The 13,415-nt window shown below is 62.4% G+C and carries 8 protein-coding genes, 4 pseudogenes and 1 other annotated feature; of the genes and pseudogenes, 9 read left to right on the forward strand and 3 right to left on the reverse strand.

Translation table 11 applies throughout. The features are described from left to right. Nucleotides 1-127 precede the first annotated feature (127 nt). From R0146_RS16170 to R0146_RS05255, 5 genes are read left to right on the forward strand one after another with little or no spacing between them, the layout of a single operon-like run. Entirely contained in the window at nucleotides 128-2,143 is a 2,016-nt protein-coding gene (locus R0146_RS16170; protein WP_411567175.1) for an NAD-dependent epimerase/dehydratase family protein, read from the forward strand. Nucleotides 2,144-2,177: 34 nt separating this feature from the next. After that, nucleotides 2,178-3,329: a glycosyltransferase family 4 protein gene (locus tag R0146_RS05240; RefSeq protein WP_317691810.1), complete on the forward strand. Its 1,152-nt coding sequence runs from the start codon at nucleotides 2,178-2,180 to the stop codon at nucleotides 3,327-3,329. A 47-nt stretch (nucleotides 3,330-3,376) separates the two neighbouring features. Beyond that, complete coding sequence (locus R0146_RS05245) at nucleotides 3,377-4,249, forward strand: glycosyltransferase (protein WP_317691811.1); 873 nt, start codon at nucleotides 3,377-3,379, stop codon at nucleotides 4,247-4,249. Continuing rightward, nucleotides 4,246-5,484 (forward strand): polysaccharide pyruvyl transferase family protein, encoded by a 1,239-nt coding sequence (locus R0146_RS05250; protein WP_317691812.1) that lies wholly within the window; start codon nucleotides 4,246-4,248, stop codon nucleotides 5,482-5,484. The genes R0146_RS05245 and R0146_RS05250 overlap by 4 nt, the downstream gene beginning before the upstream one ends. Nucleotides 5,485-5,510: 26 nt before the next feature. Beyond that, the gene (locus R0146_RS05255) at nucleotides 5,511-6,725 is read left to right on the forward strand and encodes a polysaccharide biosynthesis protein (protein ID WP_317691813.1); all 1,215 of its coding nucleotides are present in this window, start codon (nucleotides 5,511-5,513) and stop codon (nucleotides 6,723-6,725) included. A gap of 223 nt (nucleotides 6,726-6,948) precedes the next feature. On the opposite strand, the pseudogene R0146_RS05260 reads toward R0146_RS05255, so the two are convergent. After that, nucleotides 6,949-8,077, reverse strand: a pseudogene (locus tag R0146_RS05260) (IS1380 family transposase); the annotation flags it as partial. A 50-nt stretch (nucleotides 8,078-8,127) separates the two neighbouring features. Between R0146_RS05260 and R0146_RS05265 the strand changes: the two are divergent. From R0146_RS05265 to R0146_RS05275, 3 genes and pseudogenes are all read left to right on the forward strand, one after another. Next, nucleotides 8,128-9,074, forward strand: a pseudogene (locus tag R0146_RS05265) (IS3 family transposase); the annotation flags it as partial. Continuing rightward, nucleotides 8,427-8,561 (forward strand) — a sequence feature (AL1L pseudoknot). It overlaps the preceding pseudogene by 135 nt. Nucleotides 9,075-9,169: 95 nt before the next feature. Then, complete coding sequence (locus R0146_RS05270) at nucleotides 9,170-10,672, forward strand: IS1634 family transposase (RefSeq protein ID WP_317688991.1); 1,503 nt, start codon at nucleotides 9,170-9,172, stop codon at nucleotides 10,670-10,672. Nucleotides 10,673-10,688: 16 nt separating this feature from the next. Next, nucleotides 10,689-11,021, forward strand: a pseudogene (locus tag R0146_RS05275) (integrase core domain-containing protein); the annotation flags it as partial. A 32-nt stretch (nucleotides 11,022-11,053) separates the two neighbouring features. Here R0146_RS05275 and R0146_RS05280 read toward each other — a convergent pair. Together R0146_RS05280 and R0146_RS05285 are read right to left on the reverse strand one after the other, a co-directional pair. Beyond that, nucleotides 11,054-11,320, reverse strand: a pseudogene (locus R0146_RS05280) (transposase); the annotation flags it as partial. 177 nt (nucleotides 11,321-11,497) lie between these two features. Beyond that, on the reverse strand, nucleotides 11,498-12,664 hold the full coding sequence (locus R0146_RS05285) for a nucleotide sugar dehydrogenase (RefSeq protein ID WP_317691815.1): 1,167 nt from the start codon (nucleotides 12,662-12,664) through the stop codon (nucleotides 11,498-11,500). Between the two features lie 192 nt (nucleotides 12,665-12,856). Here R0146_RS05285 and R0146_RS05290 point away from each other — a divergent pair, with 192 nt between their 5' ends. After that, on the forward strand, nucleotides 12,857-13,408 hold the full coding sequence (locus R0146_RS05290; protein WP_317691816.1) for a GNAT family N-acetyltransferase: 552 nt from the start codon (nucleotides 12,857-12,859) through the stop codon (nucleotides 13,406-13,408). The last annotated feature ends 7 nt before the right edge of the window (nucleotides 13,409-13,415 follow it).

Raw genomic sequence — 13,415 nt, forward strand, 5'->3', positions numbered from 1 at the left:
GGGAATATGGGACATAACGTGGCAGAGGAAGACCGTCCGCCTGGGCTCAAGAGAGGAATCAGAGCAAGCCCCGCGGTACCAGGTTCTTCAGGTTGCCGACACGGCCGTCACGGGAGAATGAGAAGAAATGGATCTGGCAATCTGGATTTCTGTCATAGTGGTAGGACTGGCGGCCGGCCTTAGCCCGGCGCTATGGAGGCCCCTTCTGCGGCTTCTGTCAGTGGTCGATGTTCCTAACGAAAGATCCTCCCATACTCGAACGACTCTTCGAGGTGGCGGGCTCGGCCCACTTTTCGGCCTTCTTGTTGGAGCAGTTCTAATCCTTGTTGGGTCCAGTGGTTTAGCGAACAGGTCAGTTTTTCCTATCATCTCCATCATTGCGACCGGAATGATAATGTCCGGCGTCGGCCTCTTGGAAGACGTTCGGGGACTATCTGTACTCTCTCGCGCTGGTCTGCAGGTAGTCGTCGGAGCCGGGTTGGGCCTGGTCCTGTACATTTCCGGCGGCTTGGCGCTGCTGTGGACTCCGGTCGTCGCCATCGGATTCGCGGCTTTTGTGAACTTCGCTAACTTCATGGACGGAATTGACGGAATATCTAGCCTTTACGGGCTAGCTGCAGGGCTTTCCTATGCCGTTATAGGTGTCATGGCGCAACGTGATTGGCTGGTTCTCATCGGATTGATGACAGCGGTAGCATTCGCAGTCTTTCTTCCCTGGAACATATCGCCACCAAGGCTATTCTTAGGCGACGTGGGAAGTTACCTCCTAGGGGCGGTACTTGGCGGATGTGCAATTAATTCGATGGTATCAGGCGTTCCGTTCCTAGTCGCCCTGGCTCCCCTGACGTTGTACCTGGTAGATCCGCTGTCGACTTTGTACCGACGCGCAAGGAAACACGAGCGTATCTTCGACGCGCATCGAAATCATACCTACCAGCGCTTGGTCGATGCAGGCATTTCTCACATGAGCATAGCGGGTCTGATCGCAGTGCTTACATTGATCACGAGTGGAATCAGCCTGATGGTGCTGATCAATCGAGGCTGGGCTTGGTTTGCCGGAATATCTATCGTCGGGATTGCAGTCGGCTATCTCTCGCTGCCGAGCCTGTGGCGGCGCCGTGGGGTCGCCACGGCGAAGACGCTTCATGCTTGGAGACCTGATGTCGAAGTCATCTCGCCACGAGAGGCTTGGGCTCCGTCTCGGTGGGCGGTAGTGGGGGCATCAGGGTTCATCGGAACGGCAGTGGTTGATCATCTGAGATCGAATGGTGTGGAAGTGGTGCCAATCGTTGCACCGCGGGTGACGCTCGACCGAACCTCAACTGACCCCCAGGTAGTCGCGTCCGCGGCTGAGGGGCACGCTGCCACTGATGCGATGGCGCGCTCTCTGATCGGAGTCGATGTAGTGGTCAATGCAGCTGGTATGGCTGTCCCCGACGGCGAGGCAAGTCCGAGTCTATACGGAGCGAACGGCCTACTTCCTGCGATCGTCGCTCACGCCGCCATGAGAGCCGGCGTCGGGCGCTGTATTCATCTGAGTTCCGCCGCGGTCCAAGGAACTCGTCCCATGCTAGACGCCTCTACGGAAGTCCGGCCATTTTCTCCCTATTCTAAGTCGAAGGCGCTGGGGGAATTCGCACTGTTGGCGGCAGGAATGTCAAGATTGGAGACGTTTAAAGAGACGGACTTGCTCCTTATACGGGCGACGTCGGTTCAAGGTCATGGGCGACGCACTACCGAGAATCTTCGACGAGTCGCGCGCTCGCCGTTGGCAAGCGTCGCGGCTCCGGGTGACTACCCTACCGTAGTAAGTAGTCTAGACGGACTGGTAGATTTTGTGGAACGCGTTGGAGAATCGAAGGAGGCGATGCCCCAGATTCTGCTTCAGCCGTGGGAAGGGCTGAGCGTTCTCGACGTAATGGCCTTGGCTGGTGGGCGAAGACCTGCGGTGCTTCCGGCCTGGATTTGCCGATCAATTTTGCGGTCGGGGCATATTCTTAGCCGTATTTTTCCTCGAGTCGTAGGGCCTCTGCGACGTTTGGAACTAATGTGGTTTGGACAGGCGCAAGATCTCAACTCTCCTATTGAGGTAAGCAGCAACAGGACGCATATTCAGAGAGTCCTGACGAATGAGGGTAGGTAGGGTGCGACGACGTTTCCATACGAAGACAATTGTCATGGGTGTCACCATTGACTACCAGTTGAGGTACCATCAAGGGCTAGAAGAGTATTTGGTCGACGATGGCTGGGAGGTTCATATCGTTAGCAGTCCCGGGGCGACTCAAGCCGATCTCGCTGCGAGGAACGTCGCCAGCATTCACGAAGTTCACATGGATCGCAGCCCTAATACATTCCGTGATCTTGTCGCTCTTGGAAAATGGGTAAAACTCATTCGGAAACTGCGGCCCAGCGTCGTGCTGCTGGGCACACCAAAAGCGGCTCTCCTCGGGATGTTCGCTTCGAGCATTTGCGGCGTTCCTCGTAGGATCTATGAGGTTCATGGGCTGCGTTTAGAGAGCGCCTCGGGGTTGTCTCGGAGATTTCTCTCACTGCTGGAGAGAATTACCTGTCGGCTTGCAACCGACGTGGTCCCGGTGAGTCGCTCCTTGGCGGAGGCAATGGCGAACGAGAAGATCACGGCGGAAACGAAAATCAGGATTCTCGGACACGGAAGTCCCGGCGGGGTCGATATCAGTCATTTCGCCACTGTCGTATGCGATGAGAGCCTCAAGAACCGAATACGACAAAGACTAGATCTCGACTCAGGCATACCCGTGGTAATCTTCGTGGGACGACTAACAGAAGATAAGGGCTTGGCTGCTCTGTCGGCTGCGGCGGGAATTCTTTCCGCCGCACGGCCAGTTCAGTTTCTGATTGTTGGTCCCGTGGATGACGAGTCGGGGAAGGCGGGAGTCAGAACGCTGACTGAGGCCGCTTCGAGGGTGACTTTCACGGGAAACGTAGACGACGTGGCACCGTACCTGGCAGTGGCAGACGTGCTGTGTCTCCCGAGCAGACGGGAGGGTCTTCCGACGGTAATCCTTGAGGCATTTGCCGCGGGCGTTCCTGTTGTGGCCACACGGGCTACCGGCGTTGTAGATCTGGTGACTGATGGCAGGACTGGACTCCTTGTTCCGATTGACGATCCGGTTGCATTGGAAGACGCTTTAGAACGTCTATTGGATGATCCTGAGGCAGCCCGACGTCTGGCTGATTCGGGGCGTGAGATAGTGGAGGCATATTTTGCGAGAGCCGATGTTCATCGGAGATGGACAGATTTCCTAAGTCGCGATTTCGGCGACGATGTGGATAATTTTCTTCTGTGTTGAAGTAATTGACGGCACTCGAGATTAGTTACTCGTGAGGTGATGAAATAATGACGGTGACTGTGGCTATCCCGTTCACTGGCGCGAACCTTGACGCCTTCCGCCAGGCTGTGCGTTCGGTATTTGCCCAGGATTGTACGGACTGGCTCCTGCTTCTCGTGAACGACGGCGCCTCGCCAGAGCTATCTGAGGTTGCCGACAGTATTGCCGACAGCCGCGTGACACATTTTAACGACGGAGTTAATCGGGGCTTGGTGACCAGGTTGAATCAGATCGCTGGTTTGTCCGAAACACCATTGCTTGCACGGATGGATGCCGACGACATTATGTTTCCTGATCGGCTATCACGTCAGATTGAACGTTTTCGCAGGAATCCGGAATGCGACGTTCTCGGGGGGCGTGCTGTAGCGATTGATGGTCACGACAAGGTCCTTGGTCTATACACCGAACGGCCCCTCCCCGTCGAACCGGTGGGCTATCTACGGTCGAACGTCTTCACGCATCCGACGGTGACAGGTCGGACCGATTGGTTTCGTGCTAACCCATACCGAGAGATTACGCGGGCAGAAGACAAGGAACTCTGGCTGCGGACTTTTCGGTCGTCGGTCTTCGACAAAGATGTTGATCCAGTTCTCTTCTATCGAGTGGAAACCGAGTTCAATCCAGGCAAGGCCGTCAACGGAACGCGCGGTGATCGCTTGGGCACGCGGCCGTATACAAAGGAGTTCCTCAGTCCGTTAGGCAGAGCGAGATTTCTGGGTAATTCATATGCGAAGGAACTGGTCTATTCCACGGTCGGGCGTTACGTGTGGCCATACGTTCACCGCAGGCATATTTTGAAACTTCCGGGAAATGCTGTTGAGGGATATCGGAAGATGGTTCGGATCGTGTCGGATACTCACGTCCCGGGGTGGACTAGATGAGCGGACATTGGGTGGTTCTGGGCGGGGGAAACGGAACCTCCAATCTAGGTGACGAATCGATGTGGCTGGCGGCGGCTCAAATTGTTCGTGAGCTTGATCCGGAGGCTCGGATTCTGACTGAAGGGTATGGCGACTTTGACCCGTTCGTCTCGAATGTCGGGATACTTCCCCATCTGCATCTGGCGCTGCGTCGTGGGCGCGCTTTCCCGGGGCTACTCGGATCCGCCGTATCTAAGCCGTGGGCTCTAGATTACGCCGCCCGACGCGCCTCCTGGCTTGTTGATCACCCAGTAGGTTCGTCGAAGCTCTGGGCAGATGCGATCCGTTCCGCGAAGGGACTTGTCTTGGCTGGCTCGGGCGCCATATGCGACGACTATGCCGTACATGGGGTCTTCGGTTGGTCGCTTGCAGTGGAATACGCGCGTGCTCAGGGCGTGCCGATCTTGTTCATCGGTGAAGGCATCGGACCGTTGGCAGACGATCGGGTGCGGCAGGTCGCGGCTCGTATGCTCTGCGCGGCGGAACGGGTAGGAGTCCGTTCGTGCTCAAGCGCGACGTGTGCAGAAGAAGTCGGTGTGCCGGCTGCCAAACTGGTGGTGACACCGGACTGGGCGATTCCCCTTAAGCCTTCTCCGGAAGTCAGACTTGCGGCGCTTAACCATGTGAATGCTCTGAGCGGTGGGAAGCCGTTTGTCGGAGTCTCGTTCCATCGACGTGGATATGGTTCAGGTAGACGGCTCAAGGAATTGGCCGTGTTTCTCGACGATGTGTCGAGATGTGCGGATGCTTCCGGTGCGACGGTCATATTTGTCCCAAATATGACCGGCCACGGGTATTCGGATGATCGCAAGACGGCCGATCTGCTACTTCGACGGTGCACGCCAGCCACGAGGAAGAATGTTCAAGTGTGGCGACACCGGGGAAATCCGCAGCTCGTACGTGCTGCTTTGGGGCTGGGAATGTGTCTATTCACTACACGGTATCATCCGATGGTGTTTGCTCTGTCGGAAGGCGTGCCTGTCATCGGGTTGTCGTACGATGAATATTATGATGCGAAGCTGGAGGGAATCTCCAGTTTGTTCGGCGTGAATGATGCCGTGTTTCGCGTCGACCGTCTTCCGATGGCAGAAACACTCCTAAAGGCGGCCGCTACTGAGAAGGTCCTCCGTATGCGGCCATCCGAGATTAGCAGTATCACGTCACCCTTGGAATCGTTCGTTCGGGCCCATCGATGAGCTCGAATACGCGGTGAGGTGTGGCAATGAGTCTAAATCTGGTCACTAAGCATTCATTGCATATCGGAACTACGGCGTGGATCCTGGCAGGAAATTTATCGCGTTATGCTGCTCAGTTTCTTGTCTTATGGTCGCTGTCTGTCCGATTCGGCGCTGACGCTGCCGGCCGCTTGGCATTCGCGATTGCGGTTACCTCCCCGGTCTTCATTCTTTTTGGGTTGGGGTTGCGGAACTTGTACTTCACGCTCGGCCCGGATCTGGGGATCGCCAGTTTTCGGCGTGTGAGGTTTCTTTCCTCAACCGTTGCCTTAGTCCTGTCCGCGGCGGGCGTCTTTTTGCCGCTCGGGTTTCCGGCATTGGCCGTTCTTGCTGTGGCTGTAGGCAAGTGGCTTGACGGTGTGATGGACCTGGGTGCTGCGGTACTTCAGGACGTGAATCGAACCCGCAGGATGGCTCTTGCATATGTTGCACAGCTTCTCGCTTCCGTCGTCGCCATTTGCGTGACCTGGGCGATTGGCGTCGGGGAGGGGTGGTCGCTTGCCGGACCGTTGGTGGTTGGCGGAGGCGTCGGTGCAATGCTGATTCAGAGGTGGTCTGCTGTTCTGGGGCGCCAAGGAGCAGAGGGCGGAGTTCGCCCGATTGTTGCGGCGGGGGTGCCGACCGGCGTCGGGTACGCCGTGGTTGGTCTTCTCGTCAATGTCCCGCAGTATTTCCTGTTTGCTCATTTCGGGCCGGGAGATGTGGCTAGACTGGCTTCAATTCTTTATATTGGCACCGCCATTGAGATGTTGCTTAACGCACAGTCGCAGTCCGCGATCGGTCGACTGGGAGGCCTCTCACCTGCCAACGCAGTGACTTTCGTTATCAATTCTGGGTTGCGTTGGGCACTTTTTTCAGTGCCAGCAGGAATACTGGGGTCCGCAGGCTATTGGCTTCTTGCCCCACGCGTTCTGGGGCCAACCTTCACGCTCGACGCGGCTTCTGCGCTGGCGGTGGTAGTGCTGTCCGCCGCCTTCCCTCTGGTGTATTCTGCCGGGGCGTCAATCACCTTGGCGCGGCTCTATCGTTGGTTGCCGCTGATCAACCTATTCTCATTGGTCATCGTTTCAGCGACGTCGCTCGTACTAGTGCCGGTACTGGGCGTGGCAGGGGCGCTCATGTCAGTTGCTGCATCGCAGATGGGTCGGGGGCTTGTCGGATTGGTAGTCGTGCGTTTGGCAGCGCGCCGGTACGGAGGCTAGCTGTGTTTGAGTGGTTAGAATCGGGCCGATTCCGTCGAATGATAGTGACTGGCCTCAATCTTTCACCGGTCGTGCTCGCGACGTTGTCGGGGCTGGGATCTCCGCCTCCAGGCCTGATTCTGGCACGTGGGTTTGACGACGGGCCGCGTGGCGACGCGGTGGCGGGCGGTCCAGGCCGGCAGGGGGTCCTTCAGGTGGTGGCGGTCAGCGGGTAGGGCCGGCGTCAGCCGGCCGGCGCGGGTAGGCCCCGCAGCCTGCCGATCGCTTCGGCGACGAGCCCGGACCACCGGTGCCGGGCCGAGACATGCACCACGAGCCGTCGCGATCTGCGGACCAGCGTCGCCGGGACCGTGAAGAGGCGGTAGCGCAGCCGTTTCGGTTCCCAACGTCGGGCCTCGTGGGCGGATGGGCGAGTAGTCCCATCCAGGCGGTGATCTCGCCGGCGAGCGCGACGATCTGGCACCAGATCCGGTTCTGGTCGAACCCGTGCAACGGCAGGTTCGTCAGGCCGGTGTCCTTCGCGTTGCGGATCCTGTCCTCGCACCTGGCCCGAAGGCGGTGACGGACCTCCAGATCAGCCAACTGACCGGTGCGGGTGTTCGTGGCGAACGCGGTGAGGCGGTAGCCGTTCGACGTCGTCGAACCGCAGTTGGGCGCCCCGATGGGGGCGCTCGCGCCGCACGATGACCCGCATCCCGGCGGGCCATCCGGCCAGGTCGAGCAGATCGGTGAACTCGGCGACGTCGGGGCCGTCAGGGGGCTGGCCGTCGGTGTTGTAGGCCCGACTCCCACACCCGATCGGGGACGAGCCGGTAGAGCTCGGGGGTGTTCATCGGCAGGGTGAACCCGACCGAGTACGCCACCCGCCGGTTTGTCAGCGTGCCGATGGTGTCCTTCGTCGACCCGGCCCCGTCGATCCTTACCAGCACCTTGCGTCCGGGCCGTGGCCCCAGACCGATCTGGTCCAGCGCGTCCGCGATCACCGTGCGGTGGTCGGCGGCCGTGTTGGACCCGGCATTGCCGGGGCGCAGCAGGATCGTCAACGGCTCCCCAGCCCCGTCGGGGCCGTGGTCGGCGAACGCGCACAACGGGTGGAAGCCATAGCCCTTCTTGAACGTCGGACGCGCCCGCTCCTTCTCGCTGTGGGCGGTGACCAGGGTCGCGTCCAGGTCAATGACCAGCGGATCCGCCACTGTCGCCCGCCGGGCCGGGGACGCCTCACCGGCCAACTGCCAGGCTGTTTATCGGGCGATCTTGCGGACCCGCCCGATCGCGGCGACCGCCCGCTTCGCATCCCTCGCGAGCAGGCTGATCAGCCGCGAGACCGTCGGGTCGGACGCGACCCGGCTGAAGCGCCCTGAGTTTGTTGGAGGCTCCTGACCTTGGAAACGAGGATGGAGTTATGCCGAAGGAACTGGCGTCGGGGAAGCCGACGACGCGTCGCTACTCGAGCGAGGAGAAGGCCGCTGCAGTGCGGATGGTGAGGACGCTGCGGGCCGAGCTGGGTGTCACGCAGGGGACGGTGCAGCGGGTCGCGACGCAGCTCGGTTACGGGGTGGAGTCGGTGCGGATGTGGGTGAAGCAGGCCGACATCGATGACGGCGTCGCCCCGGGCGTGAGCACGGCCGAGTCGGCTCGGTTGCGGGAGTTGGAGCAAGAGAACCGGGAGCTTCGCCGCGCCAACGAGGTGCTCAAGCGGGCTGCGTCTTTCTTCGGGGCGGAGCTCGACCGCCACTACCGGAAGTAGTCGTGTTCATCGACGCGAACAAGGACGACGTCGTGGACGGTCGCCGGCTCGGAGTCGAGCTCATCTGCAGGCTGCTGCAGGTGGCTCCGAGCAGCTACTACTCCGCCAAGACCCGCGCGCCCTCGGCGCGCGCGGTGCGCGACGAGGAGCTGATCCCGCAGCTGGTCGGGCTCTGGGAGGCGAACTATCGGGTCTACGGCGTCCGCAAACTGTGGAGGGCCGCCCGCCGCGCCGGGCTCCTGATCGGGCGGGATCAGACAGCCCGGCTGATGCGCGCCGCGGGGATCGAGGGCGCCAGACGGTCGAAGCGGGTGAAGACCACCAGACCCGACCCAGCCTCGGCCAGACACCCGGATCTGGTGCAGCGGGAGTTCACCGCGACCGCCCCGAACCGGCTCTGGGTGACCGACCTGACGTTCGTGGCGACCTGGGCCGGCGTCGCGTACGTGTGCTTCATCGTCGACGCGTTCTCCCGCATGATCGTGGGGTGGCGGGTCGCGTCGCACATGCGCACCGAGATGGTGCTCGACGCGATCGAGATGGCCCGCTGGTCCCGCGGCCGCCGCCACGACGACCTGCGATGTCATTCCGACCCGACTTGCGCCACCCTGCCTGTTTTTGAGGACCGATGTGCTGGTGACTAGGGCTTACGTCTCGGGAAGTGTGCACTAAGAAGTCGCCCCGGTAGCCTGTCGGGGTGGGGTCGTTCGTGCGGAAGGTGAAGACCGCGTCCGGAGCGACCGCGGTCCAGATCGTGCACAAGCGCGGTAAGCAGCGCCTCGGTATCGACCACATCGGCTCGGCCCATGACCAGGCCGAACTCGAGTTGCTGTTGCAGGTCGCCCGCGAACGATTGGCGCTGGGCCAGGACCAGCTCGATCTAGGCTGGGAGCCTGCGGGTCGCCCGCCCGGCCAAGCAGTGGTCGAGTCGACCGCTTCCACGGTGTTGTGGGAAGCGCTCGTCGGGGTCTACGACCACCTCGGGTTCGACGTCCTGGCCGATGAGTGTTTCCGCCAGCTGGTCCTGGCGAGGGTCGTGGAACCGACCAGCAAGGCCGATTCGATCCGGGTCCTGGAGGGGCTGGGCATCACGCCGGCCTCGCTGCGCACGATCACCCGGGCTCTGCCGCGGATCAACAAGGGCGACTACCGCGACCAGCTTGCGACGGCCTGCTGGAGCCACGTCAGCGCCCATGGTGCTGTGGCCTTGGTCATGTATGACGTGACCACGCTGTACTTCGAGGCCGAGAACGAGGACTCGCTGCGCAAGGTCGGCATGTCCAAGGAACGCCGCGTCGACCCGCAGATCACCGTCGGACTACTGGTCGACCCCTCCGGCTTTCCCCTCGACCTGCACGTCTTCGAGGGCAACAAAGCAGAGACGACCACCCTCCTGCCCGTCATCGAAGCGTTCCAGGCCCGCCACCAGGTCAGTGATCTGGTCGTGGTCGCCGACGCCGGCATGCTGTCGGCGGCGAACCTGAACGCGCTGGAGGACGCCGGCTTCTCCTTCATCGTCGCCGCCCGGCAATCGAAGGCTCCCGCGGAGCTGGAGGACCATTTCGAGGCCCACGGCAACTACCTGGCCGACGGTGCGACGTTCGAGGTCACCCGCCCGATGGGTGTCGGGAAGGACCGGCGCGACCGCCGGGTCGTCTGGCACTACCTCGCCGCCAGGGCCCGGCGCGACCAGCAAACGCTGAATAAGCAGATCGAACGCGCCGAGAAGATCGCCACCGGCAAAGCACCCATCGGAAAACACCGCTTCATCAAGCTCGAGGGCGCCACCAAGGGCGTGGACTGGCCCCTGGTCGAGCGCGCCCGCGCAGCCGCGGGTTTCAAAGGGTACGTCTCAAACATCCCTGCCGTGACGCTGGACGGGCCGGCGGTCGTCGCGGCCTATCGGGACCTGTGGCACGTCGAGGCGTCGTTCAGGATGGCCAAATCCGACCTGGCCGCCCGCCCGATCTTCCACCACACCCGCGACTCGATCGAGGCCCACCTCACCGTCGTGTTCGCCGCCCTCGCCATCGCCCGCACGATCCAGGCCCGGACCGGTGTCTCGGTCAAGAAGTTCCTGCAGATCCTGCGGCCCCTGCACTCAGCGGTCATCAACACCGGCACCCAAACCATCACCATCCCGCCCGCCATCCCACCCGATGCCCAAGAAATCCTCGATACTCTCCAGGGTGGTCACTAAAGTGGCGCAACTCGGGTCCGACGCAGGCAGTCAATTCACCTCGATTCGCTACGGCGAACGGCTCGCGGAGATCGGCGCGACGCCGTCGATCGGGACCGTCGGCGACAGCTATGACAACGCCCTGGCCGAGACGATGAACGGCTACTACAAGGCCGAACTCGTCCGCGGTCCCGCACGACCCGGACCCTGGAAGACGGTCGAGGATCTCGAGCTCGCCACGCTCGGCTGGGTGCACTGGCACAACACGCAGCGCCTCCACGGCTACCTCGGCGATGTCCCGCCCGTCGAGTTCGAGACGGCGTTCTATGCTGTCCAAGCCGACCGCAAAGAGCCGGTCGGTATCAAATAGCGCGAGTCTCCATCAGACCCAGGGCGCGTCAGGCCGTAAAGGCCCGGCTCGTCGCGCAGCTGGGCGAGGTCGGCCAGACAGTCACCACCCAACGCCAACGTGAGTGCCAGGTCGCAGAGGATCTTGCCCGGGTCGTGCACCGCCAACGGTTTGCGCCAGCCCGCCAGCTCTGTCGAGAGGGCCCGGTCCAGACCCGTCGCCCGGACGGTTTCGACGAGCAGCAGGCCGCCTGCCTGCCCGACCGCTGGGACGCTGGTCCGGTCAATATGGACGCGTGGGTAGGAGCCGGTAGTCTTCACCGCAGAGGTGCTCCTTGCTACGGGCAGGAATGTGATCGAGACACTCCCATTCTCCCTAGCCAGGAGCACTTTCACATCTCCAGCCCAGCCCTCAAGACGCCCCCGCATGAAAGGGGCAGGCTAACGGGCTTACGGCCAGCTGCCCGACGCGCTCGCGTGGCTCGAGGCGCGGCCCAGTCAGTCGCTCCCGAAAAGATCCCTGGTGTAGACCTTGTCGGCCACATCGGCCAGCTTCGCGGACCGCCGGTTGGCGACGATCACGTCCGACCGCCGTTTGAAGTCGTCCAGGTCGCGTACGACCTCGCTGTGGAAGAAGGCGTCACCGTCGTACAGCGGCTCGTACAGCAGCACCGTGATGCCCTTGGCTTTGATCCGCTTCATGATCCCTTGGATGGAGGACTGGCGGAAGTTGTCCGAGCCGGCCTTCATCGCCAGTCGGTAGATGCCGACGGTCCGCGGCTCGCGGGCGAGGATGTCGTCGGCGATGAAGTCCTTGCGGGTGGAGTTGGAGTCGACGATCGCCTGGATCAGTGTCTGCGGCACCTGGTCGTAGTTGGCCAGCAGCTGCCGGGTGTCCTTCGGCAGGCAGTAGCCGCCGTACCCGAACGAGGGGTTGTTGTAGTGCGTGCCGATCCGCGGGTCGAGGCCGACGCCGTCGATGATCTGGCGGGTCGACAGGCCGAAACGGGCGGCGAAGGTGTCCACCTCGTTGAAGTACGCCACCCGCATCGCCAGGTAGGTGTTGGCAAAGAGCTTGATCGCCTCGGCCTCGGTCGCCCCGACCAGCAGCACCGGCGTGTCCTCGTCCAGCGATCCCTCGCAGAGCAGCCCGGCGAAACGCTCCCCCTCCGGTGACGGATCGGCCACGATGATCCGCGACGGATGCAGGTTGTCGTAGAGCGCCTTGCCTTCCCGCAGGAACTCAGGGGAGAAAAGGATCGCCTGGTCGGGGAACTCCGTACGCACCCGCTCGGTGAAGCCCACCGGGATCGTCGACTTGATCACGATCACGGTCTCCGGGGAGATCTCGGCGATCTGGGCGATGACCGATTCGACGATCGAGGTGTCGAAGAAGTTCGTCTGCTCGTCATAGTTCGTCGGTGCGGCGATCACGGCGAAGTCGGCGCCGGCGTACGCCACGACCGGGTCGGTGGTCGCGCACAGGTCCAGCTGGCGGTGGGACAGGTAGTCCTCCAGCTCGGCGTCGACGATCGGGCTGCGGCGGGCGTTGACCTGGTCGACGCGCTCCCGGTCGATGTCGATGGCCACCACCGTGTGGTGCTGCGCCAGCAGGACGGCGTTCGCCATCCCGACGTACCCGAGTCCGCAGATTGCGATCTTCATCGTGTGAGCTGTCCTCTGTCCGGTGGTCACGCCCTGGGGCCCGTCGCCCAGGCGTACGTGACCTCGATGACGACAGGCCGCGGATGCGGGCAGTGGCCGAAACGCCACCAACGCGAGTCTAGTCGCCGCAGACCCAGGGCGAGTCGGCCGGTCTCCCTGGAGCGGCCGGATCGCCTGGTAGCGTCCGGAGTCATGGAGGTCGTCCACACCACCCCGGCGGAGTTCTCCACCGACCGGCTCGACCTGCGTCGGATCGTGCACACGGATCTCGACCATCTCGCCGAGCTCTACTCGGTGCCCTCCGTGCTGCACTTCCTGGGTGCTGAGGGCTGGAGCACCGGCGGCCGGCCGCCCTCCCTCGACCGCACCCGGGCCCACCTCGCCGCGATCGAGAAGCACTGGGAGGTCTACGGCTTCGGCCGCAGCGCCGTGATCGAACGGGTCACCGGAGACTTCGTCGGCCTGGTCGGGCTGCAGGTCCGCGAACCGTGGGACGACATCCAGCTGGACTTCCTCATCGCCCGGGACCGTCAGCGGCGCGGTTACGGCGTCGAGGCGGGCCGCGTCTGGGTCGACTGGGCCCGCCGGGAGGACCTCACCGACCGTCTCGTGGTGGCCACCGACGCCCGCCACGAGGCCGCCTTCCGGACCGCCCGGGCGCTGGGCTTCCGCCCCGACTGGGGATCACCCCCGGCCTGGGCCAGCGGTCGGGTCGTGCACCGGCTCGCCGACCCGGCGTCCTAGCGGACGG

The sequence above is a fragment of the Raineyella sp. LH-20 genome (assembly GCF_033110965.1).
GTDB lineage: Bacteria > Actinomycetota > Actinomycetes > Propionibacteriales > Propionibacteriaceae > Raineyella.

Excerpts from the sequence above, each read along its gene's own strand:
- R0146_RS16170 (WP_411567175.1), top strand. The coding sequence starts at position 128 with ATGGATCTGGCAATCTGGATTTCTGTCATAGTGGTAGGACTGGCGGCC.
- R0146_RS05250 (WP_317691812.1), top strand. The coding sequence starts at position 4,246 with ATGAGCGGACATTGGGTGGTTCTGGGCGGGGGAAACGGAACCTCCAAT.
- R0146_RS05255 (WP_317691813.1), top strand. The coding sequence starts at position 5,511 with ATGAGTCTAAATCTGGTCACTAAGCATTCATTGCATATCGGAACTACG.
- R0146_RS05290 (WP_317691816.1), top strand. The coding sequence starts at position 12,857 with ATGGAGGTCGTCCACACCACCCCGGCGGAGTTCTCCACCGACCGGCTC.
- R0146_RS05285 (WP_317691815.1), bottom strand. The coding sequence starts at position 12,664 with ATGAAGATCGCAATCTGCGGACTCGGGTACGTCGGGATGGCGAACGCC.
- R0146_RS05245 (WP_317691811.1), top strand. The coding sequence starts at position 3,377 with ATGACGGTGACTGTGGCTATCCCGTTCACTGGCGCGAACCTTGACGCC.
- R0146_RS05240 (WP_317691810.1), top strand. The coding sequence starts at position 2,178 with ATGGGTGTCACCATTGACTACCAGTTGAGGTACCATCAAGGGCTAGAA.